General features: G+C 41.5%; 16 protein-coding genes. 6 read left to right on the top strand and 10 right to left on the bottom strand.

Annotated features, from left to right (window positions below; all coding sequences use genetic code 11):
• Positions 1 to 521: 521 nt before the first annotated feature.
• The 4 genes from L3V41_RS17445 to gpmM all read right to left on the bottom strand — a co-directional run bounded on the left by L3V41_RS17445 (position 522) and on the right by gpmM (position 5,303).
• A complete protein-coding gene (locus L3V41_RS17445) occupies positions 522 to 1,235 on the bottom strand; it encodes a divergent polysaccharide deacetylase family protein (RefSeq protein WP_062570050.1) in 714 nt (237 codons plus the stop codon).
• 76 nt (positions 1,236 to 1,311) lie between these two features.
• Positions 1,312 to 2,580 (bottom strand): S41 family peptidase, encoded by a 1,269-nt coding sequence (locus L3V41_RS17440; protein ID WP_237128185.1) that lies wholly within the window; start codon positions 2,578 to 2,580, stop codon positions 1,312 to 1,314.
• A gap of 35 nt (positions 2,581 to 2,615) precedes the next feature.
• Entirely contained in the window at positions 2,616 to 3,755 is a 1,140-nt protein-coding gene (locus L3V41_RS17435; RefSeq protein WP_237128184.1) for a peptidoglycan DD-metalloendopeptidase family protein, read from the bottom strand.
• 3 nt (positions 3,756 to 3,758) lie between these two features.
• Positions 3,759 to 5,303 carry a 2,3-bisphosphoglycerate-independent phosphoglycerate mutase gene (gene gpmM, locus L3V41_RS17430; RefSeq protein ID WP_062570053.1) on the bottom strand — a complete coding sequence of 515 codons (1,545 nt, stop codon included), beginning with the start codon at positions 5,301 to 5,303 and terminating at the stop codon, positions 3,759 to 3,761.
• Positions 5,304 to 5,494: 191 nt separating this feature from the next.
• Between gpmM and L3V41_RS17425 the strand changes: the two genes are divergently transcribed.
• From L3V41_RS17425 to gpsA, 4 genes are read left to right on the top strand one after another with little or no spacing between them, the layout of a single operon-like run.
• On the top strand, positions 5,495 to 5,926 hold the full coding sequence (locus L3V41_RS17425) for a rhodanese-like domain-containing protein (protein WP_062570054.1): 432 nt from the start codon (positions 5,495 to 5,497) through the stop codon (positions 5,924 to 5,926).
• A 34-nt stretch (positions 5,927 to 5,960) separates the two neighbouring features.
• Positions 5,961 to 6,218 (top strand): glutaredoxin 3, encoded by a 258-nt coding sequence (gene grxC / locus L3V41_RS17420; RefSeq protein ID WP_062570055.1) that lies wholly within the window; start codon positions 5,961 to 5,963, stop codon positions 6,216 to 6,218.
• A 37-nt stretch (positions 6,219 to 6,255) separates the two neighbouring features.
• Positions 6,256 to 6,744, top strand: a complete 489-nt coding sequence (secB, locus tag L3V41_RS17415) for a protein-export chaperone SecB (RefSeq protein ID WP_062570056.1) — start codon at positions 6,256 to 6,258, stop codon at positions 6,742 to 6,744.
• A gap of 3 nt (positions 6,745 to 6,747) precedes the next feature.
• On the top strand, positions 6,748 to 7,755 hold the full coding sequence (gpsA, locus tag L3V41_RS17410; protein ID WP_062570057.1) for an NAD(P)H-dependent glycerol-3-phosphate dehydrogenase: 1,008 nt from the start codon (positions 6,748 to 6,750) through the stop codon (positions 7,753 to 7,755).
• Positions 7,756 to 7,812: 57 nt separating this feature from the next.
• Here the strand turns inward: gpsA and L3V41_RS17405 are convergent, their stop codons facing one another.
• The gene (locus L3V41_RS17405; RefSeq protein ID WP_167346350.1) at positions 7,813 to 9,645 is read right to left on the bottom strand and encodes a GGDEF domain-containing phosphodiesterase; all 1,833 of its coding nucleotides are present in this window, start codon (positions 9,643 to 9,645) and stop codon (positions 7,813 to 7,815) included.
• Positions 9,646 to 9,785: 140 nt separating this feature from the next.
• Positions 9,786 to 10,250 (bottom strand): tRNA (uridine(34)/cytosine(34)/5-carboxymethylaminomethyluridine(34)-2'-O)-methyltransferase TrmL, encoded by a 465-nt coding sequence (gene trmL / locus L3V41_RS17400; protein ID WP_054550977.1) that lies wholly within the window; start codon positions 10,248 to 10,250, stop codon positions 9,786 to 9,788.
• 102 nt (positions 10,251 to 10,352) lie between these two features.
• Here trmL and L3V41_RS17395 point away from each other — a divergent pair, with 102 nt between their 5' ends.
• Positions 10,353 to 11,261, top strand: a complete 909-nt coding sequence (locus L3V41_RS17395; RefSeq protein WP_193988317.1) for a cation diffusion facilitator family transporter — start codon at positions 10,353 to 10,355, stop codon at positions 11,259 to 11,261.
• On the opposite strand, the gene L3V41_RS17390 is transcribed toward L3V41_RS17395, so the two are convergent.
• From L3V41_RS17390 to L3V41_RS17380, 3 genes are read right to left on the bottom strand one after another with little or no spacing between them, the layout of a single operon-like run.
• Entirely contained in the window at positions 11,240 to 12,181 is a 942-nt protein-coding gene (locus tag L3V41_RS17390) for an alpha/beta fold hydrolase (RefSeq protein ID WP_237128183.1), read from the bottom strand. The two genes, L3V41_RS17395 and L3V41_RS17390, sit on opposite strands and share 22 nt — an antisense overlap.
• Positions 12,182 to 12,183: 2 nt before the next feature.
• Complete coding sequence (locus tag L3V41_RS17385; RefSeq protein ID WP_237128182.1) at positions 12,184 to 13,566, bottom strand: ATP-binding protein; 1,383 nt, start codon at positions 13,564 to 13,566, stop codon at positions 12,184 to 12,186.
• 1 nt (position 13,567) lies between these two features.
• Positions 13,568 to 14,257, bottom strand: coding sequence for a response regulator transcription factor (locus tag L3V41_RS17380; RefSeq protein ID WP_062570060.1), 690 nt, complete (start codon positions 14,255 to 14,257; stop codon positions 13,568 to 13,570).
• 171 nt (positions 14,258 to 14,428) lie between these two features.
• On the opposite strand from L3V41_RS17380, the gene L3V41_RS17375 reads away from it, so the two are divergent.
• Entirely contained in the window at positions 14,429 to 14,959 is a 531-nt protein-coding gene (locus L3V41_RS17375) for a Spy/CpxP family protein refolding chaperone (RefSeq protein WP_062570061.1), read from the top strand.
• A 49-nt stretch (positions 14,960 to 15,008) separates the two neighbouring features.
• Here L3V41_RS17375 and yacG read toward each other — a convergent pair whose 3' ends face one another.
• On the bottom strand, positions 15,009 to 15,242 hold the full coding sequence (gene yacG / locus L3V41_RS17370; RefSeq protein ID WP_237128181.1) for a DNA gyrase inhibitor YacG: 234 nt from the start codon (positions 15,240 to 15,242) through the stop codon (positions 15,009 to 15,011).
• Between the last annotated feature and the right edge of the window lie 9 nt (positions 15,243 to 15,251).

The following is a 15,251-nucleotide window of genomic DNA, read 5'->3' as shown; positions in this document are numbered from 1 at the left end:
AAGTAGGACATCCTACTGCGTAGCGCACCATGGCTCCTAATTAGAGAAACCCGATTCGAAAGAGTCGGGTTTTTTGTTGCCTGTAGAAAAATAAAACACCCAACCAAGACCCTACTACTTCTATCCTCGTAGGCGTAGTGTGGCATTCGCCATGTGAAAGTAGGACATCCTACTGCGTAGCGCACCATGGCTCCTAATTAGAGAAACCCGTTGCAGTAATGCAACGGGTTTTTTCGTGTGTGGTCGCGATTTTACATCGCGCTCTATCCGCGAATAGACACCTCATGACGCGGAATAAACCCGCTGCTACGCGATAAGCTCGCCCCAACACGTGTGTCGTCGCGCTTTTACATCGTGCGCTCTATGAGCGAATAGACAGCTAATGACGCGGAAAAATCCGCCCAAGACAATGAAGCCGTTGCAGACAAGCTGCGGGTTTTGTGTGTCGTCGCGACTTTTCATCGCAGTAGTTAACGTAGCAGTATTAAATTCGCTCACTACAGCCAATAGGAGTGGGGGTACTATTCACCTTGCTTCTGCTCTGCTTTGGCAAGCTGAATATATTTGGTTTCAACTAGTTGAGATAAGGGAACGAGTTCATAACCTTGTTTTTCTAGCTCAGGTAAGGCTTCTTGTAAGAAAGCAACGGTTTCTGGGTAAGGGTGGGCTATCGCTATTGCATAGTTAAAGTGTTCGGCTTTAACTTTTAGTTCTTCAAGCTGCTGTGTCAATTGCTGTGTTGTCACTACGTTATCAAGAAATACATGCCTTGAGACATTTGCTACACCGTAAAAGTTAGCGGCATTTTGTGCTTCGCTTTGACTTGTTGTTCGGCTATCTAAAAAGTACAAACCACGTTTTTTTAAAACTTCCATGGTCCATTTCATGGGCTCTGTTAACTGTGTTAGCTCTGATCCCATGTGATTATTTACACCTTTTACCTGTGGAAGCGATGCAAGTGCGTGCCCAAGTGTGGCTTGTAATTCTGACTTGCTCATCGATTCAGTGAGAGCGCCAGGTCCAAGTGCTTTGCTATTATCGAGAGCCTGCATAGGAATGTGTAGTAAAAGTTCTTTATTTATTTTACTGGCGCGTTCAGCAAACGTTTGGGCATAGGGTGTATGGGGCAAGACTGAGAAAGTGACCTGCCCCGGTAAGTTTAAAATATCAAGATCGCGTTGGTGGTAGCCTATATCATCAATGACGATAGCAATTTGTTTTGCAGAGCAAAACATTGGCAAACATACTGCGAGTAGTAACCCTTTTAATAACTTCACTTGTTGTAATTATTTTTTCCATGTAGGCACTCACTTACTGCACGATTAAGAGTTGCTGGGCAGTGAGTTGTTTTTTATCTTGTCTATCAAGTAGTGAGCTGAATAAAGCTAACTCTTGGATGTTTTTTATTATAGCGTCTTGGTTAATTTCTGAAAGCATTGTTTGATTTATACTCACATCAGGTGTGACTCCCTTTCCTTCTATTGACTGACCCGTTGGGGTGTAATAGCGAGCAGTCGTCAATTTAAGTGCTGTGTTGCCATTACCTAGAGGGATGAGTGATTGTACCGAGCCTTTACCGTAAGTTGTCTCTCCGATCAGTGTTGCTCGTTCATTATCTCTAAGGGCTGCTGCTAATATTTCCGCTGCAGACGCTGAGTTTTCATTTATCAATACCGCAATGGGGGCGCCATTTAGGATATCGCCATCATGCGCTTGATAATGTTGATTTGCTTCATTAAATCGACCTTTGGTTGAGACGATAACTCCGGTATCCAAGAATAAATCAGATACTTCAATGGCACCCTGCAATGTGCCTCCAGGGTTATCACGCAAGTCGATAATTAGTCCTGATAGTGGAAATCCGTTATTCATCTGCATTTTTGCTATTTCACGCGCAACATCGTGCAGGGTATGGTTGTTGAATGTATTGATACTTAACAGAGCAACACCGGTGTCTGCAAGGTAGCCCTGCACGCTTTCTAAGTTGATTTGTTGGCGTTTGATAGAAAAACTGAGCCGGGTATCTTGTTCACGTAAAACTGAAACATCTACCGCTGATTGACCACTTTGTTGAATAAGCTTTGTTATTTCACTCATACTTTTATTAGCGATAGGCTGTTGATTTATAGCAATCACTCTATCGTTTTCTTTTAATCCTGCTAGTGCAGCGGGGGAGTTGCTAATAGTATTAACAACAACGACATGTCCTTGCTCTATTTTTACTTCTATGCCAATGCCTGTGTAGCGGCCGCTCGTACTGCTGAAAATGGCGTCTAGTTCTGTTTCATCTAAGTATTTTGAGTAGGGGTCTAAGCGCTCAAATAAGGCTTCAATTTGTTGATTATCGGGTTGAGTAATAAAGGTATTCTGTAACTTGAGATCATCCACATAATAGGTATGTATATTAAATAGAATTTCATTTAACTGCTGTGTATGAAGCGCTTTAAGTGATGGTTTAGCATTGACCAAAGACGGTTGCAGCAATAAATATACGAAGGCTATAAGCAGTAGAAATGACAGCCAAGTGTATAGCTTGGCTGAAGGAGAGTATAATTTAAATGGGTAAGTCGTGTTTAGCATCAGCTGCTCCTCATAGGGTGCAGCTATTTAATCAATTAAATACGTCTGCACCATTTTACAGGATTTACTGCGCGTCCTTTATGGCGTATTTCAAAGTATAGACCAGGATCTGATTGTCCGCCGCTTTGGCCAACTAAGGCTATAATTTCGCCTTCTCTGACAAGATCGCCCACATCACGAAGTAAAGTTTGGGCGTGGCCGTATAAGCTCATAAAACCATCGCCATGATCAATAGCAATCACCCAGCCAAAACCATTTAACCAGTCTGCATAGACAACTTGCCCATTTTGCACGCTTTTGACATCACTACCTTCTCTAGCGCCAATGAGAACGCCTTTCCAGTCAATATTACCGTGTTTACGCTGTCCAAAGCTGTAACGAATTTTTCCTTTTGTTGGCCAGTCAAGTTTGCCTTTACTGTTTTGCAAGCCAAGTAGCTCAACCTTTTTTGAGCGCTCTCTTTCTAACTCTTCTATGGCGGTGATAAGCGTTTGTTCATTTTCTTTGAGGTAATCAATTGAGCTTTTTGTTTCTTTTAGGGCTGATTGTAATTTGTTGAGGTTGCTCTTACGGTCTTGTTGCGCGCTGACAAGTGCTTGTTGTCGCGCCTTTTGCTCGTTATGTAATTCAACAAGACGCAACTTGGTTTGCTCAAGTTCTGCTTGGTTATCCGCAATTTTGATTTGTAGCGCCTTAAGCTCTTCAAGCTGCGCTATTCGTGCTTTATTTAAGTAGTTATAGTAACTGAGTGTGCGCTCAATTTTTGCCGTGTCTTGTTGGCTTAAGAGCATTTTTGAATAATCATGGCCACCAGACATATAAGCACTTTTTAGTTGGGCTGCTAGCACAGCTTGACGTTCAGCTTGCTCTTGCTTTAATTGTTTGGCTTTATTTTGAAGTTTAGCTTGTTGTTGCTCGTTCTCTTTAATTGATTGTGCAGCGAGATTCAGCGCTTTTGCATTTTTAGCTATTTCTAACTCGTGGCTACGAAGTGCACTACGCATGTCAGAAATAGACTTCCTCTGTCCTTTAAGGTCAGCTTGCGATTTTTCTAAAGCTGATTGAATTTCGGATAGGTCTTTTTTGGTTTGATCTTCATTAGCAGCAACTCCTGTTCCTGCTAATGAAGCCAGTATTAAACCAGTTTTTAGGAAGTGGTTAATACGTTTTCTCATTGTTTATTTCAGCGTCATAATTGGTTTGCCAGTCATTTCGCTTGGCTGCTCAAGACCCATTAAGTGAAGCATTGTTGGAGCAACGTCACTCAGTGTTTTACCATCGTGAGCTGTCGCGTCACGGCCCACGTAAATAAAGGGAACTGGTTCACTGGTATGGGCTGTATGTGCTTGACCCGTTGCAGGGTTGGCCATTTGCTCGGCATTACCGTGGTCAGCTGTAATTAACGCTTCACCACCGTGCTCTTCAAGTGCAGAAATTACACGGCCTATACAGTGATCAACTGCTTCACATGCTTTGACAGCCGCTTCGAATACGCCTGAGTGTCCAACCATATCGCCGTTAGGGTAGTTACAGATAATGGCATCGTATTTACCGCTGGCAATTGCTTCAACAAGTTTATCGGTTAGCATTTCTGAGTTCATTTCAGGTTGCAGGTCGTAAGTTGCCACTTGTGGTGATGGGATTAGTTCACGAGTCTCGCCAACAAATTCATCTTCACGGCCGCCACTAAAGAAAAAGGTGACGTGTGCATATTTTTCTGTTTCAGAGATGCGCAGTTGCGTTTTACCTTGCTTCTCGAGCCATTCACCTAATACGTTCGTTAGAGGTTCTGGTGCGAATGCAACAGGGGCTTTAATATCGGCAGCGTACTCTGTCATCATTACAAAACCACTAAGAGCAGGAGCTTTCTTTTTTTCAAAACCATCAAAGTCAGCGTCAACAAACGCGCGGGTCATTTCACGAGCGCGATCAGCTCTGAAGTTGGCAAAAATAATTGTGTCACCATCGTTAATTTCTACTGCTGATTGGCCATCAGGCACAATTGTTGTTGCCGCGACAAATTCATCATTTTCATCACGTTCGTAGGCGGCTTCGAGTGCGCTCACTCCGTCGCTAAAACTGTGACCTGCAATACCACTCACCATAACATCATAAGCAGCTTCGACACGATTCCAGCGGTTGTCTCTATCCATTGCATAGTAACGACCCACTAAGGTTGCTAAGCGACCACAGTTCAGTTTTGCAAATAGTGCTTCAATTCGCTCAATAGAGGCTTTTGCACTGCGTGGTGGCGTATCACGACCATCCAAGAAAGCATGGAAGTATACTTCTTTGGCACCGCGCTTCGCTGCAAGCTCGATAGTAGCAACGATATGATCTTCATGGCTATGAACGCCACCAGGGCTTAAAAGTCCCATGATATGAACAGCTTTACCTGCGTTGACTGCTTTATCGATGTTTTCAACAAGAGCAGGGTTGTGAGCGAACTCACCATCTTCAATCGCTTTAGTGATACGCGTAAAATCTTGGTAGACAATGCGGCCAGCACCCAAGTTAACATGACCCACTTCTGAGTTACCCATTTGCCCTTGCGGTAAACCAACATCAAGGCCAGACCCTGAAATGAGTGTATGAGGACGCGTTGCCCAAAGTTCATCGAGTACAGGGGTATTAGCAGCAAGTATTGCATTACTTTCTGTGTCTTCACGGTATCCCCAACCGTCTAAGATCATTAATACCAATGGTTTTTTATGCTCTGTCATTATCGCTCCTGAAGATTGGCACTTATATACCATTAGCATACCGTGTTTTATGGTTTTGATCAGCTATCAATATGTCATATTAAAATATTTCACGCTCTAGTATTTTCGATTCAAGCACGTATACTTGCGTGGCATATTTTAATAACCCCATGGTAAGTCGCCGTGGTCGTAGATATCTTAGTGGAAAACGCATGGATCAATACATTGAATTTGTCGGAAATCATCCGATATTGAGCATTATCTGGCTTGCATTGGTGGCAATGCTTATCAGTAGCTGGTTTAAAAGTAAATTTTCAGCAATTCGTCAAATTAATCCACAACAAGTGACTTTGTTGATTAACCGTGAAGATGGCCAAGTTGTTGATATTAGAGCTCAAAAAGAATTTAACTCAGGTCATATCGCTGGAGCAACACACCTAAGCTCAGAAAAGGCAAAACAATCTGATTTTTCAAGCCTTGAAAAGTTCAAGAGTAAACCCATTATACTAGTATGTACCACGGGCATGACCGCCTCAGGTATCGCAACTGCAATGCATAAAGCAGGATTTGAACGTGTATATGTATTATCGGGTGGTATGGGTGCTTGGCAATCGGCCAGTTTACCAACGACAACCGGTCGCTAATAGCATCACGTAGCAGCCCAATAGAGGATTTATTATGAGTAATGTTGTTCTTTACACCAAGGCGTACTGCCCTTTTTGCCAACGCGCATTAGCTTTACTAGACAGTAAAGGTGTAAGTTATACGAACATTGACATTGGTGAGCATCCTGAACGTCGTGACGAAATGATCGACAAAGCCAATGGTGGTTATACAGTGCCGCAAATTTTTATTAATGATGAACATATTGGCGGTTGCGACGACATGATGGCGATAGAAGCACAAGGTCTATTAGACGCTAAGCTGAACGCTTAAAATTTATTATAAAAACGAATACAAGTTAGGAATTACAATGAACGAAGAAAACCAGAACGCAGCAGCAGAACAACAAGCAGGTGCTCAATTCACAATTCAACGTATCTATACAAAAGATGTTTCTTTTGAGACACCAAACTCACCAGCTATCTTTCAAAAAGAATGGACGCCTGAAGTTAAGTTAGACCTTGATACTCGTTCAAATAAGTTAGAAGAAGGTGTTTTTGAGGTTGTTCTTGCTCTGACTGTTACTGCATCAATCGGTGAAGAAACAGCTTTCTTATGTGAGATCCAACAAGCGGGTATTTTCACTATTGGTGAAGTTGAAGAAGTTCAATTAGCACATATGCTAGGCGCATTTTGCCCGAACGTATTGTTCCCGTATGCACGTGAAGCAGTTTCAAACTTAGTTAACCGTGGTACTTTCCCACAACTTAACTTAGCGCCTGTTAATTTTGATGCATTGTTTGCTCAGTACATGCAACAACGTGCAGCTCAAGAGCAACAGGCTCAAGCAGACGCATAAGCAATGACTACAGCACAATCAGCTGTTACAGTTTTAGGGGCGGGGTCGTATGGCACCGCCCTTGCTATTTGCTTTGCCAGAAATGGCCACCCAGTGACTTTGTGGGGGCGAAATAGCGATGACGTTGCCACGCTTGCAGCTGAGCGAAAGAATCAACGTTATCTTCCTGATGTGGATTTTCCACAAACCCTTTCACTTGAATCTGATCTCGAAACGGCGGTTAAGGCCAGCAAGATTATTCTTGTGGTTGTGCCAAGCCATGCATTTGCTACAACACTACAGCAGATAAAGCCATGGTTGCAAGAGGGTGCCCAAGTAGCTTGGGCTACCAAAGGACTGGAACCAAATACAGGACGCTTATTGCAAGAAGTTGCGATGCAGGAATTAGGCGATGATATGCCGCTTGCAGTGTTGTCTGGGCCTACTTTTGCTAAAGAAATGGCGATGGGGCTACCTACTGCAATTTCTGTGTCATCAACATCCAGTGACTTTGCAAAGCAACTTGCCGAGTTATTGCATTGTGGACGCTCTTTTAGGGTGTATAACAATGACGATTTTATTGGTATTCAGCTCGGTGGTGCGGTTAAAAATGTTATTGCGATTGGTGCCGGTATGTCGGATGGCTTTGGTTTTGGTGCCAATGCGAGAACTGCGCTGATCACTCGTGGTCTTGCAGAGTTATGTCGATTAGGCTGTGCTTTGGGTGCTCGCTCAGATACCTTTATGGGGATGGCAGGGTTAGGTGACTTAATTCTAACCTGCACAGATAACCAGTCGCGTAATCGACGCTTTGGCTTAGCACTTGGCAAAGGTGAAGGGGTTGAAGCTGCCATAGAATCAATTGGTCAAGTGGTTGAAGGTTATCGAAACACGAAAGAAGTGTATTTGTTAGCTGAGCGTACAGGTATTGAAATGCCAATCACTGAGCAAATTTACAAAGTGTTGTACGAAAACAAAAATGTAAAAGAAGCAGCAATGGCGCTACTCGGACGTGAACAAAAATCTGAGTAGGTTATAAAGAGCAACTATAGACATTAAAAAGCGCGATTTTATATCGCGCTTTTGTTTTTAAGTTAATTGCTTAGTCAATTTATTTTTGATGAATTCATTGACCTGCTCGACATTGAGCGGCTTACTGTAGTAGTAACCTTGCTGACAGTGACACCCCATTATGTGCAGCATGTACGCCTGCTCTTGTGTTTCAATTCCTTCCGCAACAACGTTAATATTCAAATACTTTGCTAGGCGGACAATCGTCGCTGTGATATTTCTATCTTGTTCATTTTTAGCAATATCTCTGACAAATGACTTATCAATTTTCAACGTATCGATAGGAAAACGTTTTAAATAGCTTAACGATGAATGTCCCGTGCCAAAATCATCTAGCGCTATTTGCACACCCAGCGATTTAATACGCCTCATTTGCTGCTCTGCAAATTGTGGGTTTTCCATCATGGCACTTTCGGTTATTTCAAGTTCTAAGCATGATGCTGGTACATCAAACTTAGCTAAGTTATCAACTAATGTATCGATTAGATTACTTTGCTGAAAGTGTAGGGCAGAAATATTAATCGCGACCTTTCCAAAGGCAAGATTTTGATGTCGCCAAGCTGCGAGTTGTTTTAGTAACTGCGCGAGTAGTAGTTGGGTAAGGGGGATAATCGCGCCATTTTGTTCCGCTAAAGGAATAAATTCATCAGGGTTAATTAAACTTCCATCTTCTTGGGGCCAACGAACTAAGGCCTCAAAACCATACAAACGGTTGTGTTGAGCATCATATTTAGGCTGGAAATAAAGTTCGAACTCATTGTTAGTAATAGCCTTGAATAACGCACTTTCTTTTGTGAGCTCTGTTGGGTCGAGGGTATGACGCTCTTTATCAAAAAACTGATATGTATTTCGGCCTATTTTTTTTGCATGATTTAAGGCGCTGTTAGCGCTACGCATTAGGTTTTCGCAGTTATACGCATTCTCAGGGTAGATTGCGATTCCACAGCAAGCGGAAAGAGATGTTTCGAAACCATCAAGCATAAAAGGTGTTTTAAATTGTCGAAGTACTAAATCAGCGGTTTTTTTGGCAAAGAAAATGGTTTTATCGGAGTAAAGGTAGGGAGGGACTAAAATTGCAAACTCATCAGCACCTAATCTAGCAATAGTAAAACCTGAGTTAAGTGCATTCGTTAGTCTACAAGCGACTTCCTTTAAAAGCATGTCGCCTACTGTATGACCAAGTGAATCGTTAATTTTTTTAAAGTTGTCCAGATCTATAAATAAAATGAGAAGGCTCGGGTATTTGTCATTGCAGGCGTTGATTGCTTTATCTAACGATTCTATAAAAATAGTGCGGTTTGATAACCCTGTAACCGTGTCTTTTGTGGTGAGTCTAAGCATTGTCCGCTCATGGTTTTTACGTGCAGTGACATCAGCAAATAAACCTACATAGCGAACAAATTGCCTTGGAAATTTAGGTGTTGCCACTTTGGTAATACACAAATCAAGTGCATATGGCTGACCATCTTTGCGTAAGTTCCAAATTTCACCTGACCAATAACCATCTTGTACTAACTCTTGTTGGATCATTTGTTCGAGTTGCCGATCTCTGCCATCTTTAGTGAGGGCTTTAAACTCCTTGCCCATGACATCTTCTTTACGATAACCCGAAATTTCACAAAACGTGTTATTCACTTCAATGATTTTGAAGTGTTCATCACTGACCCAAATCGCATCTTTCGACTGTGATAGGAGCGCATCAATTAACATCATTTTTTGACTTTTTTGATTATGAATAACGGCAATAAAAAGCCCAATGATGGCCAGTAGGATAAGGAAGAGTAGAAGAGGGATACTGTTAGATAAGTTTGATGCGATTGATGATGCAACGCTAACAGAATGTTGCATCATTAAAGTTATGCTGAATAAAACAGTAAAAAAGCGCATCTAGACTCGTCTTTAGGAACAGGCTTAACTTATTTAGGTTAGTTCATAAAAAAGAGTCGCGCTAAAAAATTAATGAATTTTTATTAGATACGTTTATCAATAACTTATTGGCCATTCACAAAACCCAGCTGACGCCAAGACTCATAGACAAATACGGCCACTGAATTAGATAAATTCATACTTCGACTGTCTTTTTGCATTGGAATCCGTACTCGTTGCTCTTTAGGCAAAGATTGAATTAGTTCATCAGGTAAGCCCCGGGTTTCAGGACCGAATACTAAACAATCACCAGGTTGATATTGGGCTTGGTGATGAAACTGACTGCCTTTCGTCGTGCAAGCATAAACTTTTTTAGGCTGACACTTCTCAAGATAGGCTTCGAAAGAGGCATGACGTTGCACATGACTAAATTCATGATAATCAAGCCCTGCGCGTTTTACACGTTTATCATCCCATTCAAACCCAAGTGGTTCAATAAGGTGTAAAGCGTAACCTGTATTTGCACATAAGCGAATGATATTACCTGTATTAGGTGGGATCTCAGGTTGGTACAACACAATATCAAGCATTTGAATCTCATTTTTAAACAATATGATCTGCAGCTGAGTATACACGAACTAGAATAAAAAGATGATATACTCAAGATTGATAATATCTAAAGGTAAGTTGTTGTGAAACATCGTAGTTATGAGTTTTGGGTCAGAACCGCCAGTCTTGTTACGATTATGATGGTGAGTTTGATGATTGCTGCAAAGAGCTGGGCATGGCTAGCCTCTGGCTCTGCGTCTATGTTGGGCTCGTTAACCGATTCATTAATGGATATCACAGCATCCCTAATGAGCTTTTTGGTACTTGGCTATGCGTTGCGTCCTGCTGATGATGATCATCGTTTTGGTCATGGCAAAGCAGAGGCTCTTGCGGGGCTGGCACAAGCTGCTTTTATTGCCGGCTCAGGCTGCTTTTTAGCATTTCATGGGATAGAAAGGCTGATCAACCCTGTTACGCTAAAGCACTCAAGTTTAGGTATTTGGGTGAGTCTATTTGCGATAGTATGTACCTTAGTTGTGGTATTTGTGCAAACCAAGGTGATTAATCACACTGAGTCAATCGCTATTAAGGCAGATTCAATTCACTACAAAGGCGATTTAATTCTTAATCTCGCGGTATTAATCGCGATACTGTTAGCTAAGTATGGCATGACCTATGCCGATCCCCTTTTTGCCATTGGTGTGGCTGTTTACTTACTTTATAACAGTTGGGATATTGCCCGTGACAGTGCCGACCACTTAATGGATAAAGAGCTACCTGATGAAGAAAAAGCGGAAATTCTGAGTATTGTAAATAGCCATAAAGAGGTGTTTGGCGCTCATGATATTCGTACACGCCAAGGTGGTAAAATTAAATTTATTCAGATGCACTTAGAGCTTGAAGACAACTTACCCCTTATTCGCGCACACCAAGTCGCAGATGAAGTGGAGGCGATGATAAAGGCTTATTTCGACTGTGAAATGGACATATTAATGCACTTAGATCCGCTTTCTGTCGTTAAAAAACCACCTTACAGTGAATCACAAAACTGATAAAAGTCAGTGAGCACAGTGTGTCTTATCTCATCTCGCTCGAATAACAACTCATGGCGTGCATGTGGGTAGCTTTTTAAGCGTGCTTTTTTTTGCCTATGTGTGAGCGCAAATTGTGCGGCGTTATCAACAACGGTATCTTGCTCTGCACTGGCAATGAAAAGAGGGATCGACACTTTTCTGTCTACGAGTGTGGCAATGAAATCAAAAGAGGCGTTTAGCCAGCCATAGGTCACGCCACCTAATTGTAAATCAGGCTCTGCTAAGTAAAGCTCTCTGAACTGTTTATACCTCACTTCACTGCTTGTAAGCTCATTTACGGTAAAGTCGACGGGTAAATAATTGTTTTGTCCAAACGCATAACTGCGGCCAAGGCCAATTAAAGAGGCTATTTTCGCGGCAAGTTTAGCAAGGGGTTTTGGGGTGCCTTTGGTATAAATATCAAACATAGGCGCTGATAAAAATGCCCCTGAAAATGTATGTTGATAACGTGACAAAAAGTCATAAGCAATCGCACAGCCCATAGAATGGCCAAGTAAAACCTGTTTGCCTTGCCAGTGTGTTTGTACCACTTTTTCGTTGAATGTAGCAAAGTCGTCAGCGTAATCGCTAAAACGGTTTACATAGCCTTTATGTGTGTTTTTTAAAAGGCGGTAAGAGCGTCCTTGGCCTTGATGGTCAACAATAAAGACGGCATAGCCATTTTGGTATAACTCCCACAAAAGCTCTTTATATTTAAATAATGACTCGATACGACCACTGCTAATTATAATTGCTGTCGTTGCTTGCTGTGGAATTGCAAATCCATAATATAAAGTGCCATAACGGGTCGTTAAAAAGTCTTGTTGTAACTGCTCTGAAAAAAACGTGTTTATTTTGGTTGTGTTATTAGTAAGGTTGGCTTCATCACTATAAAACATACTTAGCTCTTTATTGGCAGGCGAATTTTAACACAAAGCCCGCCTTGTTCTTGGTTTTCGAGTATTAGCGTACCATCATGGGCTGAAATTGCATTTTTGGCAATCGCAAGCCCTAAACCTGTACCTCCTGTATTTCTATCCCTAGCATGCTCTTGACGAAAGAAAGGTTCGCATAATCTTTCAAGGTTGGCTTCATCAACCCCTTTACCGTCGTCACAAATGGTAATGTAAATCGCATCAGATTCAGACAGTATTAGATGAATGTGTTGAGTAGCATATTTAATTGCATTACGTAGCACATTCTCAAGTGCACTGGCGATGAGTGTTTCATCACAAGGCACTTCTTTTTCAATTTTTCCCTCAACGCTGAGGTGCTTATTGCACTGGTTTGCCTCAAAGCGAACATCATTTAAAACATGATCAATAATAACCTGTATCGACTGTGTACTTAGCGATAAAGTCTGACTTTTTGCTTCAAGGCGAGATACCTGTAAAACATCTGCAATCATTTTATCAAGCTGATTCGCCTCTTTTTCAATACGCTCTAAATAGGCTTGTTGTGCATCTTCTGCTTGCATCTGTGCAAGGCCTGTTGCCATTTTAAGACGCGTTAACGGAGAACGTAACTCATGAGAAATATCTGCAAGTAAACGTTTTTGCGCACTAATTAATTGCTCAAGCTGTGTTGCCATTGTATTAAAGTCGCGCCCTAATACGCCCAACTCATCTTGTCGTGAATTAGAGATATCAGCACGTGCCGTTAAGTCGCCATGCGCAAGCTTATTGGCTGTTTCTTTAAGGCTGTTGATAGGGGCTATCAGATTGCGGCTAAAGAAAAAGCTCAACATAAGTGAGGCGATTACCGCAATAATGATTTTTAACCACGTTGGCATAAGCCAAAGACCAACAAAGAAGGGCTTTTTACGCTTTTCATCTATTTCATAAAGGAAAAATATTCCCTCTGGCACATCGATTTTTACAGGCCCATAAGCTTGGTATTCATCGGTAAAGATAATTTGTGGTGACATACGCTTGGTAAAGTTTAATAAACTTAAGTCAATGTCCTTAGAAATAGGCTCACTGAGCATTTCTACACCATGCACTTCACCATTTAAATACAATAACTTGTGTTTCGATAGGCGGGGATGTGAAATGACTTCTTGTGTTGATTTGCCATGTTTAGCCACAATACGCTCAATACTTTTTGCCGTATATTGCAAGTTTTTAAGCATGGGGCCGCGAAGCTCATCATTACCTACGTTGCTGGTTAATTTGCTTAAAAATACTAAGGTGGTAATTGTGGCGATAACCGTTACCCAAAACCAAGCAAAAATCTTTAAAAATAAATAATGACGTGGTTTTTTAAACCAATCAGGTGTCTTCATATTACTCGCCTTGAATCAACACATAGCCGCTACCACGCATTGTTTTAATACGTTCATTATTTACATGCTCAGCAATTTTTTTACGAATATTACTGACGTGCATGTCGATTGAGCGATCAAAGGGAGCAAGGCGTCTGCCGAGAACTTGTTCGCTTATTTGCTCTTTACTTATGACTTCTCCTGCATGCTGAACTAGCATGGCCAAAATCTCGTACTCAGTGCCTGTCAGACTCAATGTGTTTTCATTCACAGAGGCTTCGCGAGTGGCAAGGTTAATATGAATGCTATTTACACTTAGGGAGCTTGTTTGCTGCTGCGATAAGCTATTAATGTGTTCGATACGACGAGTTATCGCTTTTACGCGAGCTAGTAACTCTCTGTGGTTAAAGGGTTTAGGGATGTAGTCATCAGCACCGAGCTCTAAGCCAAAAATACGGTCGAAGTCTTCGCCTTTAGCGGTCAGCATAATAACAGGCGTGAGCTTTTTCTGACGAAGTTGTTTTAACACTTCAAAGCCGTCCATAGATGGTAGCATGACATCAAGTAAAATAAGTTCGTAATTGTGATTAAGAGCGTGCGCTAAGCCTTCAGCACCATCATGAAAACAATCTACTGCAAACCCTTGTGCGGTTAAGTACTCGCTGAGTAGTTCGCACAACCCTGTATCGTCGTCGATCATTAATAGTTTCATTCTGACACCTGCTTATTCGTTTCTATAAGGTTATTCTACTTAGTAAATTGTGTAAAAGTGAATCTTTACATAACCTTTACACTGGTTTGCGTTCCTTTGCATTGAACTTTGTATAGTTAACTCATCAGCTCAAAACAAGCATTGAGCACAACCCAACAAAAGGTAATGATTATGACTATTTCAAATAAGCTTTCTAAATTCGTATTTGTTTGTGGTTTAGCAGCAGCCAGTGTTGCTGCAACTCCTGTTATGGCAAAAGGGGATATGCACCGTGGCATGAACCCACACGCGCGTTTTTTATTATCTGAGCGTGGCATTGATAAATTACAACTGACTGAAGATCAGCAAACGCAGCTAAAAGCTATTTTTGCTGAGCAAAAAACGCAATTTAAAGCACTTCATGGTGATAAAGAAACCATGAAAGCTAATCGAGCGGCTTATAAAGAAAAGATGGATGTGCTTCTTGCAACTCAAGCGTTTGATGAAAATGCAGCAATGGAATTGATTAAAGCGCGTGAAGAAAAAACACAACAAGCTGCTTTGATTAAACTAAAATCAGAGCATGCTATTTGGCAAGTTCTTAATGCTGAGCAGCGTGAAAGTTACAAAGAAATTAAAAAGCATATGCGTAAAAAAGCCCACAAGAAAGGTCAACATCGTCCACATGGCGAGCGCAAAGATAAACGTTCAGACAGTAAATAATTAAAAAATGCGGCTTAAATGCCGCATTTTTACATTTTGAGCTTGAAAACTATTCTTTAAAAAACGAGTCATCATTTTTAGCAAGCATGGCTTCGATATCCTCAATCATATCTTGGTTTAGCTCATTGGCACTGCTAATATGGCTCGATATTTTATTATTCTCAAACGACCATTCACCTAGGTCAATGAGCTGGCAGCGTTTTGAACAAAAAGGGCGGTGCGGACTGTGTTCTGACCATTCGACTTTTGCTTTACATGTTGGGCAGTTTACAACTGTTGGCATGGTTTTCTT

The sequence above is a fragment of the Pseudoalteromonas sp. L21 genome, from assembly GCF_021728035.1.
GTDB classification, from domain to species: domain Bacteria; phylum Pseudomonadota; class Gammaproteobacteria; order Enterobacterales; family Alteromonadaceae; genus Pseudoalteromonas; species Pseudoalteromonas arabiensis.
This window is presented reverse-complemented; position numbering and strand designations above follow the sequence as displayed.

What these genes read in the sequence shown, in the direction of transcription:
- L3V41_RS17445 (WP_062570050.1), bottom strand. Translation starts at nt 1,235, where the DNA reads ATGTTTTGCTCTGCAAAACAAATTGCTATCGTCATTGATGATATAGGC.
- L3V41_RS17440 (WP_237128185.1), bottom strand. Translation starts at nt 2,580, where the DNA reads ATGCTAAACACGACTTACCCATTTAAATTATACTCTCCTTCAGCCAAG.
- L3V41_RS17435 (WP_237128184.1), bottom strand. Translation starts at nt 3,755, where the DNA reads ATGAGAAAACGTATTAACCACTTCCTAAAAACTGGTTTAATACTGGCT.
- gpmM (WP_062570053.1), bottom strand. Translation starts at nt 5,303, where the DNA reads ATGACAGAGCATAAAAAACCATTGGTATTAATGATCTTAGACGGTTGG.
- L3V41_RS17425 (WP_062570054.1), top strand. Translation starts at nt 5,495, where the DNA reads ATGGATCAATACATTGAATTTGTCGGAAATCATCCGATATTGAGCATT.
- grxC (WP_062570055.1), top strand. Translation starts at nt 5,961, where the DNA reads ATGAGTAATGTTGTTCTTTACACCAAGGCGTACTGCCCTTTTTGCCAA.
- secB (WP_062570056.1), top strand. Translation starts at nt 6,256, where the DNA reads ATGAACGAAGAAAACCAGAACGCAGCAGCAGAACAACAAGCAGGTGCT.
- gpsA (WP_062570057.1), top strand. Translation starts at nt 6,748, where the DNA reads ATGACTACAGCACAATCAGCTGTTACAGTTTTAGGGGCGGGGTCGTAT.
- L3V41_RS17405 (WP_167346350.1), bottom strand. Translation starts at nt 9,645, where the DNA reads ATGATGCAACATTCTGTTAGCGTTGCATCATCAATCGCATCAAACTTA.
- trmL (WP_054550977.1), bottom strand. Translation starts at nt 10,250, where the DNA reads ATGCTTGATATTGTGTTGTACCAACCTGAGATCCCACCTAATACAGGT.
- L3V41_RS17390 (WP_237128183.1), bottom strand. Translation starts at nt 12,181, where the DNA reads ATGTTTTATAGTGATGAAGCCAACCTTACTAATAACACAACCAAAATA.
- L3V41_RS17385 (WP_237128182.1), bottom strand. Translation starts at nt 13,566, where the DNA reads ATGAAGACACCTGATTGGTTTAAAAAACCACGTCATTATTTATTTTTA.
- L3V41_RS17380 (WP_062570060.1), bottom strand. Translation starts at nt 14,257, where the DNA reads ATGAAACTATTAATGATCGACGACGATACAGGGTTGTGCGAACTACTC.
- L3V41_RS17375 (WP_062570061.1), top strand. Translation starts at nt 14,429, where the DNA reads ATGACTATTTCAAATAAGCTTTCTAAATTCGTATTTGTTTGTGGTTTA.
- yacG (WP_237128181.1), bottom strand. Translation starts at nt 15,242, where the DNA reads ATGCCAACAGTTGTAAACTGCCCAACATGTAAAGCAAAAGTCGAATGG.